The sequence below is a fragment of the Paraburkholderia piptadeniae genome (assembly GCF_900007165.1).
In the GTDB taxonomy this organism is placed as follows: domain Bacteria; phylum Pseudomonadota; class Gammaproteobacteria; order Burkholderiales; family Burkholderiaceae; genus Paraburkholderia; species Paraburkholderia piptadeniae.
The window spans coordinates 1-11,833 of record NZ_CYGY02000080.1; the positions used below are offsets into that span (position 1 = coordinate 1).

The 11,833-nt window shown below is 61.1% G+C and carries 7 protein-coding genes and 2 pseudogenes; all 9 read right to left on the reverse strand.

The annotated features are described in order from the left end of the window. Positions 1-19: 19 nt before the first annotated feature. Positions 20-2,134 (reverse strand): annotated as a pseudogene (locus BN2476_RS36485) (pyruvate carboxylase); the annotation flags it as partial. Between the two features lie 155 nt (positions 2,135-2,289). Next, positions 2,290-3,321 carry a GlxA family transcriptional regulator gene (locus BN2476_RS36490; protein ID WP_162497903.1) on the reverse strand — a complete coding sequence of 344 codons (1,032 nt, stop codon included), beginning with the start codon at positions 3,319-3,321 and terminating at the stop codon, positions 2,290-2,292. Between the two features lie 115 nt (positions 3,322-3,436). Then, positions 3,437-4,333, reverse strand: a complete 897-nt coding sequence (gene choW, locus BN2476_RS36495; RefSeq protein ID WP_087739057.1) for a choline ABC transporter permease subunit — start codon at positions 4,331-4,333, stop codon at positions 3,437-3,439. Beyond that, positions 4,326-5,612, reverse strand: a pseudogene (locus tag BN2476_RS36500) (quaternary amine ABC transporter ATP-binding protein); the annotation flags it as partial. The gene choW and the pseudogene BN2476_RS36500, both read right to left, overlap by 8 nt. 799 nt (positions 5,613-6,411) lie before the next feature. Further along, positions 6,412-7,275: a glycine betaine ABC transporter substrate-binding protein gene (locus BN2476_RS36505; protein WP_087739060.1), complete on the reverse strand. Its 864-nt coding sequence runs from the start codon at positions 7,273-7,275 to the stop codon at positions 6,412-6,414. Between the two features lie 138 nt (positions 7,276-7,413). Beyond that, positions 7,414-8,583, reverse strand: a complete 1,170-nt coding sequence (locus tag BN2476_RS36510) for an FAD-binding oxidoreductase (protein WP_087739061.1) — start codon at positions 8,581-8,583, stop codon at positions 7,414-7,416. A 27-nt stretch (positions 8,584-8,610) separates the two neighbouring features. Further along, entirely contained in the window at positions 8,611-9,852 is a 1,242-nt protein-coding gene (locus tag BN2476_RS36515) for an aromatic ring-hydroxylating oxygenase subunit alpha (RefSeq protein ID WP_087739063.1), read from the reverse strand. A gap of 49 nt (positions 9,853-9,901) precedes the next feature. Beyond that, positions 9,902-10,687, reverse strand: coding sequence for a drug:proton antiporter (locus BN2476_RS36520; protein WP_087739064.1), 786 nt, complete (start codon positions 10,685-10,687; stop codon positions 9,902-9,904). Next, positions 10,684-11,833, reverse strand: a 1,150-nt coding sequence (locus BN2476_RS36525; RefSeq protein ID WP_087739065.1) for an electron transfer flavoprotein subunit alpha/FixB family protein, incomplete at its 5' end; no start/stop codon positions are given. The genes BN2476_RS36525 and BN2476_RS36520, both read right to left, overlap by 4 nt.

Below are 11,833 nucleotides of genomic sequence, written 5' to 3' on the forward strand. Positions count from 1 at the left end.
TACCTTGCCGCTACCCCTACTTCGGGCGCGAAGCGTCGAACAGATCGCCCGTATAGCAGATCGCGCCTTCACACAGCGCCCCACTTTCGCGTACCGCGTCGATCGCCACGCGCATGTTGCGCACCCAGTTCAGGGAGTCGAACACGCGGAACACGTCAACGCCTGCGCTTGCTGCCTGCTGCACGAAAAAACGAACGACATTGTCCGCGTAGTTGGTATAGCCCACGGCATTCGAGCCGCGCAGCAACATCTGGAACAGGATGTTCGGCACCCGTTCGCGCAATTGCGCAAGGCGTTCCCACGGGTCTTCCTTGAGGAAGCGCAGCGCAACGTCGAACGTTGCGCCGCCCCAGCATTCCATCGAGAAGATCTGCGATAGCTCGCGGGCGTAGAACGGCGCGATTGGCAGCATGTCGGCGGTACGCATGCGTGTGGCGAACAGCGACTGGTGCGCATCGCGCATCGTCGTGTCGGTCAGCAGCACCTGTTTCTGGTCCAGCATCCAGCGCGCGAAATTGTCGGCGCCCAGTTCACGCAAGCGATCGCGTGTTCCCGCGGGCATTGGCGCCCCAGTGCCGACCTTGGGCATCACGGGTTGCGGCAGCGGCAATGCGGGCAGCGCCCGGCCCGTCATTTCCGGATGACCGTTGACGCTCACCTCTCCAAGATAGCGCAACAGCTTGGTCGCACGATCGCGACGCTTCGTGAACGCGAGCAACTCCGGCGTCAGATCGATAAAGCGCGTTGTGACATCGCCTCGCCCGAAGGCGGGATGATTGATGACGTTCTCGAGGAACTGCAGATTCGATGCGACGCCACGAATGCGGAATTCCCGCAGCGCCCGGTCCATCCGCCGGATCGACTCGGCCGCCGTCGGTGCCCACGCGGTCACCTTGACCAGCAGCGAATCGTAGTACGGGGTGATCACTGCGCCGCCGTAGGCGGTTCCCGCATCGAGCCGCACGCCGAAGCCCGCCGCGCTGCGGTACGCGGTCAGCCGTCCATAGTCGGGCAGGAAGCCATTGTCGGGATCTTCGGTCGTGATCCGGCATTGGAGCGCATGGCCGTTCAGCGGAATCTCCGCCTGCGCCGGGACGCCGGCCATACGGTCGATGATTGCGCCGTCCTGATCCAGCGCGTCTTCCGTCAGGCCAATTCTGCCGCCCTCCGTGACGCGGATCTGCGCCTTGACGATATCGACTCCGGTGATGACCTCGGTGACCGTATGCTCGACCTGGATGCGCGGGTTCACTTCGATGAAATAGAACTTGCCCGAGTCCGCATCCATCAGGTACTCAACCGTGCCGGCGTGCGTATAGCCGACCGCGCGCATCAGTCGCAGCGCCGACTCGCAGAGCGCAGTGCGGCCCGCATGGTCGAGATACGGCGCAGGTGCACGCTCGACGACCTTCTGGTTGCGCCGCTGCACCGTACAGTCGCGTTCGTACAGATGCACGAGGTTGCCGTGCGAGTCGCCGAGCACCTGCACTTCGACGTGACGCGCGTTGCGCACCAGCTTCTCCACATACACTTCGTCGTCGCCGAACGCCCCGAGCGCTTCCCGCCGGGCCGCGGCAAGCGCGGCCTCAAGATCCTGCTCGCTTTCCAGCACGCGCATGCCGCGCCCGCCGCCGCCCCAACTTGCCTTGAGCATCAGCGGATAACCGACCCCCGCCGCAAGACGCCTGCATTCATCGAGGTCGCGCGGCAATGGGTCTGTCGCCGGCATCACCGGCACGCCGGCGGCGATTGCGGCATTGCGCGCCGCGACCTTGTTGCCGAGCATGCGCATGACTTCCGGCGATGGACCGATCCAGCGTATGCCCGCGTCAATGACCGCTTGCGCAAAATCCGGATTCTCCGATAGAAAACCGTAGCCCGGATGAATGGCGTCGACCTTCGCCTGCCGTGCGATCCGCAAGACGTCGTCGATGTCGAGGTACGCAGCAAGCGGCTTTTTGCCCTCACCCACAAGGTAGCTCTCATCGGCCTTGAAACGATGCAGCGCGAGACGGTCTTCCTTCGAGTAGATGGCTACCGTACGGATGTCCATCTCAGCGGCCGCGCGCATCACACGGATCGCGATCTCGGAGCGGTTGGCGATCAGCAAGGATTTGATTGGAGCGTAGTTCATGGCTGGCGACGTGAAATGAAATTGTTCGTGTGCGGAGGTCGCTACATGAGGCACTTGCACACGACAGTCGGGTTCTTCAAGCTGGGGGCGTAAGACATGACGCACGCATGTTCTGTGGGGTCGTGATAGATACCCGTTGGCATGACCCGCACCCGCTATTGGACGCCGGCCATGGTCGACGCGTTGGCATCATTGCCACGGGACTCTCGTCGCTCATGACTGGGGGCATGCCCGAACAGCGCACGATATGCCTTGCTGAAGTGACACGGAGAATTGAACCCGCAGCTCGTTGTAACATGAGCGATCGAAGCGTCAGTGGTGCGCAGAAGGTCACGCGCACGTTTCAGGCGAAGCATCAGGTAATGATGAGTCGGAGACGTTTTCAGGTAAGCCTTGAACATACTCTGAAGGTGCCGCTGCGACAGCCCAACGAGCCGTGCGAGCTCATCGAGCGGCAATGGCTCCATGATATTCGCTTCCATCAGCCGCACAACCTCGATCAGTTCCACGCGCGAAAAGCCAATTCGTGCGTCCACGGGGATCGGCTGTGGATCACTCGCGCTGCGGATACGCTCCAGAATGAACTGTTCCGACACCTTCGTGGCGAGTTGCTGGCCAAAGCGTTCACCGACGAGGTTCAACATCAGGTCGAGTGGCGCTGTACCGCCAGTGCAGGTAAGCCGGTCGCGATCGACGACAAACAGTTCGTCGGCAAAACGCACCTGTGGGAACTCCGCGTTCAATGCGGACAAGCTCTCCCAGTGCACGCTGCAGCGGTAGCCGTCGAGCAAGCCGCTCGACATCAACGCATACGCGCCGGTACATATACCCCCAAGTGGCAGTCCGCGTTCGGCCAAGGTCGCCAGTCTGGTGCGCGCGTCGTGGTCGATTGCGTCGCGGATGCCGACTCCACCACAGACCATCATCACATCCGGCAAATGATCGAGATCCAGTTCTTGCGTCGGCCGCACCGAGATTCCGTTACTCGCCTGCACCGGCGCGCCGTCGAGCGTAAATATCGACCACCGGTAGTGGTCGGCGCGGCCGAGATAGTTCGCCATGCGCAGGACTTCAACCGCGTTCGAAAACGCAATCATGGAGAAATTCGGCAACACCAGAAAGCCGAAGTGTGCAAGAGATGAGACCGTGGAAGCGCAGGCAACGGGCTCAACAGCCACGGATGTCACATCGATCTCCTAACGAGCGGTTACACGGATCCGGGCCCCGCACCTGCGCACTGCGCATGCTGGCGCCCGGCTAATGGATGTGCAGACCGTCTGAATCAGATCAGCCTTCAGACATTCAGGCCCTGGCGGTTGTCGCGCGGATTCGAAACAGCTGCCTGACGCTCGAAAAGAGCGGTGACTTTGCAGCGCCTGGCGCCCTGCCAAAGCTCTCGGTGATACGGTCAAGGACAATTGCAAGCAGCACAACTGACAGGCCGCTTTCAAAACCCAGACCAATGTCGAGACGTTGGATACTGGCAAGCACATCGTTGCCGAGACCACCCGCACCAACCATAGATGCGATGATCACCATCGACAGTGCCATCATGATCGTTTGATTTACGCCTTGCATGATTGAGGGCAATGCGTTGGGAATCTGGACCTTGTAGAGCAACTGCCATGACGTGCACCCGAATGCGTGCCCGGCCTCGACGATCTCGCGATTGACGTGCCGGATACCAAGGCTCGTCAGGCGCACAGCCGGGGGCATCGCGAAGATTACGGTCGATAGAATGCCTGGCACGCGTCCGAGACCGAAAAGCATCGCCGCAGGAATCAGGTAGACGAAGGCTGGCATCGTCTGCATCAGATCGAGGACCGGGCGCACGATAGCCGTGACCAGTTTGCTCTTCGCTGCCCAGATGCCAATTGGTATGCCGAGCAGGAGGCTGATGATTGTCGAAGACAGCGTCAGTCCGAGCGTGATGACCGTCTGGTCCCAGAATCCCGTCCCATAGATCAGCAGCAACGACGCGGCTGTGAACAGAGCAAAGCGCCAGCCCACGCGCCACAGTCCGATAACGACGAAAAACGCGATCATCGGCCACATCGGCACGGCCTGGAGGCCGTGCTCCACCAGCGCTGCGAGGCCCTCGATAGCACGACCGACCGCGTCGAACGCCTTCGCGTCATGATCAAGAAGATAGTGAACCGAATGATCAACCCAACTGCCGAGCGGAACGGATTCAGACATGGGAACCTCGCGAACGGGTAATGGCCTTCAGGATGAGCGCACGATCGACCGAACCGCAGTAACTGCCGTCGTTGTCCACAACAGGCAGTGCATTCGGGCTTGCGACAACGCGCGCGACGACATGGTCAAGTGACGCGTCGCGCCGGATGCTTTCGACGGGCCGAACGCCCGTGGCACCATCGCCATTTCCATCGCGGGTGATAACGCCACATATCTTGCGTTGCGCGTCGAACACGAACGCGCAACCTGCGCTTCCATCGAGCTTCGACATGGCGTTCGCGGCGTCAAGCTTCGAGACTAACGGTACGGCACCCGTCTGCATCAGATCGCCAGCGGTCAGGTAGCGGCTGGTGTCAATGCCATGAAAGAACGCCCGAACGTAGTCGTCGGCCGGATTAGCGATGATGTCCTTCGGTGTACCCACCTGCACAAGCCGCCCGCCTTCCATGATGGCGATCCTGTTACCGATGCGTAGCGCTTCCTCAAGATCGTGCGACACGAACATGATTGTGCGGCGGTGCTCCTTCTGCAACTGCAGCAGTACGTCCTGCATCTCCTTGCGCTTGAGCGGATCGAGTGCGGAGAACGCCTCGTCCATAATCATCAGCGACGGGTTCACGGCTAGCGCACGGGCGAGGCCGACGCGCTGCTGCATGCCACCCGACAGTTCCGATGGCAGCTTCTGCGAAAATGTCGCGAGTCCGACCTGTTCGAGTACCTCCATCGCGCGACGTTCTCGCTCCCTTCGTCCGAGGCCCGCAACTTCAAGACCGAACGCCGCGTTCGATAGCACAGTGCGTTGCGGCATCAGGGCAAAGGACTGGAACACCATACTCATGTCCTTTCGGCGCAGGGCTGTGAGTTGCCCGCGCGACACTGCCGCGACATCGCGTCCGTCGATCAATACCTTGCCAGCAGTGGGCTCAACCAGCCGGTTGACGAGACGGATCAGCGTCGACTTGCCAGAGCCGGACAGGCCCATTAGCACGAAAATCTCCCCTTCGCGCACATCAAACGATACATCGTGGACACCGATTACCTGACCCGTACGCTTGAACACTTCATCCTTCGTTGCGCCGGCAGCAAGCATGTCGAGCGCCTGCCGTGGGTTGTCTCCGAACACCTTGCACAGTCTCTCGACTACGACCTTGGGGGATTGCATCGAAACCGTCTCCTCATGTAGCTGGCATTTACACATCGCGCCGCGATGCCTACATATTTGCCAAAAAAAACAAGGGCCTGGCGGTGCATTGCGACCCATGCTTGCGCAATTGCGACACGGCATCTGGAAACTACCGGTTACTTACAATCGAAGCAGAGCAAACCAAGGCGCAATGAAGTGGTACTGCTGAACGGTGTCCGTGCGGTTGTGAGCTGGGTAACGGCCACATAAAAGACACGTTGCACCTGCCGCCACTGACACGGGCCGCATCTGATAGCCGAGGCGATGATGCCCGCGACGACATCTGGCGTTGCGACGCGCTAGCCCAACCTTCGATCTAATCGAGCTTCGCCGTCGTCTTGTCATCGGCGAACGCCGAAGCGCCGAACGTTAGCAGCGCGGAAATGCACCAGGTTTTTCGGGGAATTGCACGTTCGGGCAAAAGCGTCCATTCCTCTTCAGATTCACTCGACTCGCGAGCTGACTTCGTTTAGGCGACCCACGGTACTGCGCCGCATTCAGATTTATCGGTAACCAGATCCGATAGAGGGTTGCGGCGGCAGACCAACGCCATGCGTTGATTGAATTCACACTAACAGATGCACCCGTTGTGCTTCGTCCCGACCAGCCCGGAAATACGTTTGAACTTACACGTCTCGCTATGTTCTTGGTGCCCGATGCACGCAAGCGTACTTCCGCCAGGAGCGTGGCCCCCGTCGCTCGCGACATTCGAGAGATGTTGTACCACTGCAGGCAAGCGTGCACAGTCCTGCCTGACCCGTCCCGAATCTCTATTGAAGAGCCTGCGCGCCGGTGGAACACGAACGATCGGCCGGTTACAACGGCAACGCGGACACGTGCGCTGCGCATCCGCACCACCTTGAAATGCCCGTCAGAGCGCCTTAGAGAAGAACGGTCATTGTGCTCCGCCCACCCAGCTGTTCACGCGATCGCCGTGTGCGGCGATCCACGATCCGGCTGCGTCGGCAGGCTTCGCGCCGTTCTCCGTCGCCAGCATCACGCTGTCGATTTCACCCGGCTTCCATTGAAATTTCTTCAGAAACGCGACCACCTGCGGAGCCTTGGTATCGAGACCCGGATTGACGACGCTGTCCACGTGCTCAGATTCCCCATAGACCTTCTTCGGGTCTTCGAGGAACTTCAGCTTCCACTTCGCAAACATCCAGTGCGGTACCCATCCCGTGACGATCACGGGCTTATTGGCATTCATCGAACGCGCAAGTTCCGCAGTCATCGCACTGCCCGAGCTCGGCATCAACTGATAGTCGAGGTTATAGGCCTTGATCGCTTCAGCCGTCTTCTTCATCACGCCCGCACCGGCGTCGATACCGACAATGCGGCCCGAGAAGTCCGCCTTGTGCGCCGCCAGGTCGGAGATGCTCTTTTCCGGCACGTCGGCAGGCACGATCAGGCCGATCTTCGCGTCCGTATAGTTGGCGCCCAGGTCCTGCACTTTGCCCTTGAACTGCTCCCAGTAGGCACCGTGCGTGACGGGTAGCCATGCGGACAGCGTCGCATCGAGGTCACCGCGCGCGACGCCCTGCCACATGATGCCCGCCGCCACGGGCACGAGCTGCACCGGATAGCCGAGGCGCTTTTCGATGATCTGCGCGGCGACGTTCGATGTCGCGACGCTGTCGTCCCAGCCCTCGACATAGCCGATCTTGATCGTCGGCTTGGTGTCCGCGGTTGCCGTTCCGACAGCGCTCATCGTCGCGATCAGCGCCCCACACAACATCAGTTTCTTCAGGTGCTTCATGGTCGAACTCCTTGTGGCCGCATGCGCGGAAGAACTTTAGAATCGCCAACCAGAATGCATCAAGTGGTCGGCCTTGCGACGTTTACCTGTCTGTATGCGACGATTTGAGATCCGCGCAGAAACGACCCAACCCGTCAATTATTTATCGACGACGAGATCGCTCAACGGCTTGCTGCAACACAACAGCACCATTCCCTGGTCGATTTCGCGCTGACGGATGCCGCCGTTGTGCTTCATATCCACCTGCCCTGAGACGAGCTTCACCTTGCACGTACCGCACATGCCCTGCGTGCAGGACGACGGCAGCCGAACGCCGGCCTGACGTGCGGCATCCAGTACGTGCTGTGACGAAGCGCATTCGACCGAGCGGTTGCTGCGCGAAAACGTCACCGAGAAAGTCTGCATGCGCTCAGACGCGCTGTTTGCATGACTGGCGCCCACCTTCCCTTCAGCTTCGAGTACTTCCGCCGCGGCTTCCGGTTCGTTTTCGATCAGCGTCTCGAAGGAGAAACTTTCTTCGTGATATTGCTTGCGATCAAAGCCCGCTTCGTCCAGCATGTCGCGCACGGCCTTCATGTATGGAGCGGGGCCACATGTGAAAATCTCACGCTCCATGAAATCCGGTGCGATCAGCTTCAGCAGTGGCAGCGTCAGAAAACCGGTGATGCCAGGCCAGTTCGTGCGCGCGCCGACACGCTCGCAGACGAATGACGTTCTGAAGTTGGTCTGATTCGCCGCGATCAGATCAAGCTCGCGCGCGAAAATGATGTCGTCTGGCGTGCGGGCGCTGTGGACGAACACGATGTCACGGTCCTCGACGAGATCGTGGTGTGCGCGACTCATCGACATCAACGGTGTGATACCCGAACCTGCGGACAGGAACAGGTACTTGTGCGCGGGGTGGCGCGCACAAGTAAAATCCCCAGCCGGTCCGAGTACGCGGACCGACGTGCCCGGTTGCAGGTTTTCATGCAGCCAGTTCGACACCTTGCCACCAGGCGTGCGCTTGACCGAGATCGACATGGTGTGCGGCCGTGCAGGTGAGGACGAAATCGTATAGCAGCGATTGATCGTGTCGCCGTCGATCTCCAGCTCGAGCGTGATGAACTGCCCTGGCTGGAACGAGAACGAGCGGCCCTGCGGTGACCGGAAAAAGAAGCTTTTCACTTCGTGCGTTTCTTGCCGCACGTGGCAGCACACCAACGTCTCCTCGACGTCACTCGTCCAGCGCTCAGGAAGTGCGCTCCAGAATGCCGGTCGCGTGACTCTGCTGCTCGCCGGATCGAAATCTGCCGCGTCTCGCATCATGTAACACTCCGCTCTTCACACTATTTGCTATGCGCCGATCTTCTCAGCAAGCCGGCCGATGTACCAGGCCGCGAATTTTTCCACCAGCCCCTCCGTGTACGGTGAATACGGGCCAGGCTCGTAGGCGCTGCTCGCCGAGCCACGCTGTGAATACTCGACGAGCGTGCGGTCCTGGTCGTTGGTCGCGTTCCAGACGGCCGTGAGGTTTTTCACGTCGTAATCGACGCCCTCTTGCGCGTCCTTGTGCACGAGCCACTTCGTGCGCACGAGCGTCTCGCCCGCCGACAGCGGAATCACCGAGAACGTCACGATGTGATCGCTCATGAAGTGATGCCACGAGTTGGGCTGCGTCCAGAACGACAGGCCGCCCAGATCGGCTTGCTCGAATTTGCCGAGCAGTTTCTTCGACGCGACCTTCGCATCGAGCGTCTGCGATTCGCCGCTGCGATCGAGCGGCAGGCGCTGCGTACGGAAGCCGGTCGTGTCAAGCAGCTTCTCGATCTCGGCCGAAGGCAGGTTCATCTTTTCCCACTCTTTCGCGCGCTCGATGCAGGTGCGCACGAACGCATCCATGCCTTCCGCGTTCGCGGGCGAGCGCTGATAGCCGAAGCCGTATTCGTAGAGGGAAATGGTCAGCTCGGGATGGTTCGCGACGCAGTGATAGCACTCGCGGTTGTTCTCCATCGCGAGCTTCCAGTTGCCCTTTTCGATGATGTCGATCTGCGCGGCGATCTTGCAATCCGCCAGGTGGTGCGGCAGCAGATACGGTTCCATCGCGGCGCGCATCACGGCGAAATCGACGGGCGGATTCTCGGCGAGGCACACGAAAATCAGGCCCGCGAGATTCTCGACATGCACGCTCTTCAGGCTGTGCTTGCAGCGGTCGAACTGCTCGCCCATGTGCTCGGCGAATATCAGCTCGCCCGTCAGGTTGTACGTCCAGCTGTGATACGGGCAAACGATATTGCCGACGGAACCCTTGTCCTCGTTGCACAGGCGCGCGCCGCGATGGCGGCACACATTATGGAACGCGCGCACCTGCATGTCGTCGTCGCGCACGATCAGGATCGAGTCGTTGCCGAGCTCGACGGTGACATAGTCGCCCGGCTCGGGAACATCCGGCTCGACGGCGACCTGAATCCAGTGCTGGCGGAAGATCGCGTCCATATCGAGCGCGTAGATTTCTTCGCTCTGGTAAAAAGGCGCCTCAAGACTGTAGCCCGCTTTGCGATGCTCCACCAGCGCGCGAATATTTGCTGATACGTTCATGGTTTGCTCCGCATTCTGTTTATCGCCGTTTCTCTCAGGCCCAGCAAAGTCAATAGTCGACGAGTTGATGCTCGCGCAGATAGCCCAGGATCATTTGTGCTTTTTCGACCGCAGTCCCTTCTATTACGACGCTGCCGCCCCGACTTTCCGTGGTTGTCGCAGGAAGCATGCGGGCATGGCCAGAGCGCTTTTCTGCAGGCGCCAGCCTGACCGGCTTTCGCTCTACCGGGCCAAGGGTCCACGCGTCGGCTTCACTGTCGACGAAACGCGATACCGGCACCGGTCTTATCTTCCCGGAGCGCATCCGCGCATACGCGTAGCGCGGACGCGCGTTCGCGAGCGGATGCACGGCGACAACAGCCGGCAGTGTCGCCGCGACCCTGCGGCGCAGGCCTTTCGGCAGGAACTGCCGGATGACCGCGCGACCTGCCGAAACATCGACGTCGACGGCTGAACCGATGAGCGCACGGCCGAGAGCTGCCGCAACCCGGTAGTGCAGCATCCCGGTATCGAACGCGCCTTCTCCTCGGGTGCCCGTCAGTACAAGGTCGTAGTCCCGCACACGTGCAGAGAGTGCGAGCGCCATGTCTTCATCTGCAGCGCATGTGAGGACTTCGACTTCACGCGCGCCAAGCGCGAGGTAGTCAACAAGCGCCGGGTTGGCTGCGTCGCCTGCGTGGATTACGTCGAGCTGCGCATGATGCTTCCCGGCGAGCCTTTGACCGATCTCGAGCGCGGCCGCGTCATTGCGGCTGTACTGGGGCGCGCTACTGACAGGATGCCGACCCGTTGAGACGAGGACGGCGATGCGGTGCAACTGGGAAGCGGCGTTCATGCTGCGACTCCTGCTGGTTTGGGTGCGCCAGCCGCGGCTGGCGTTTGTCCGCGCGTCGCGCGTGCACGTTGCACCTGTTCGATCAGCGCTGCGATGGTCGCCTGAGCATCCCCGACGACCGTGATGTTCGCCCGCTTTGCGATTGGCGCGCTACCGTCCAGATTGACTGCGATCACATGACGGCAATCCTTGATGCCCTGCAGGTGCTGTACCGCCCCTGAAATGCCGAACGCGATATAGACACTTGCTTCGACCGTCTTACCGGTCGCGCCGACCTGCTTGTCACGTGAGAAATGGCCATTGTCGACCGCGACCCGGCTGGCGCCGATCGCGGCGCCCAACACACTCGCGAGCTGCTCGAACGCGCCGATGTCGCACACGCCGTTGCCCGCAGATATGATGAAGTCCGCCTCCTCGAGCGCGACCTGTGCTGCGTCGATTTCATCGAGACCCAAATCCCGGTACGTTTGCGCGTTGTCGCCAGCCGCGTGGATGAAATCGCCCATAAGACGTTCGCCAGCGCCAATGAACGGCAATTTCGCGTCAACGGCGTTCGGCGCCAGCAGGATCACATCAGGGAGCGCGCGGGTCGAAAATGCACGGCGGGCCTGAGCATAGGCGCCGACGTGCCGGGCATCGATTTCGACCACATGTGTCGCGACGCTGGCGCCCGCAGAAGCGGCGTACCGGCGGCCAAGATCGCCATCGCCGCTCGCGTTGTCCGGCAGCAGAAGATGTGCGGGAGAAAGTGCGGCGGCGCATGCCTGCAGCGCTCGCAGTTCGTTTTCAGGGGCGAAAGAGCGGCGGTCAAACCCGGGGAGCTCGATCAGCTGGTCGACGCCGAGTTCCGCGGCGTCGTCCTTGAGTTCGCCAAACACAAGAAGTGCAACCTCGGTTTGCGCATCGGCGAGCATTGCCGCGGCCGCAACCACCTGGCGTGCGTGATCGTCGAGCCCGCCGCGATCGCTGTGCGCAGCGACAAGCAACACGTGCCTGGGATTGTTCAGCGCGCGGCGCTGCTTGACTGCGACCGCTGCGTGACCGTGAGCGGACCAGTGCGCGGCGCTCGCGTCAGCGCTGCCGGTTTCGCCCAGCGTGATGCGCTTCAGTCCCGCCGCCGTGATGATGAACGGCCGGCGCGGATCG

Excerpts from the sequence above, each read along its gene's own strand:
- choW (WP_087739057.1), bottom strand. The coding sequence starts at position 4,333 with ATGTCTGAATCCGTTCCGCTCGGCAGTTGGGTTGATCATTCGGTTCAC.
- BN2476_RS36505 (WP_087739060.1), bottom strand. The coding sequence starts at position 7,275 with ATGAAGCACCTGAAGAAACTGATGTTGTGTGGGGCGCTGATCGCGACG.
- BN2476_RS36510 (WP_087739061.1), bottom strand. The coding sequence starts at position 8,583 with ATGATGCGAGACGCGGCAGATTTCGATCCGGCGAGCAGCAGAGTCACG.
- BN2476_RS36515 (WP_087739063.1), bottom strand. The coding sequence starts at position 9,852 with ATGAACGTATCAGCAAATATTCGCGCGCTGGTGGAGCATCGCAAAGCG.
- BN2476_RS36520 (WP_087739064.1), bottom strand. The coding sequence starts at position 10,687 with ATGAACGCCGCTTCCCAGTTGCACCGCATCGCCGTCCTCGTCTCAACG.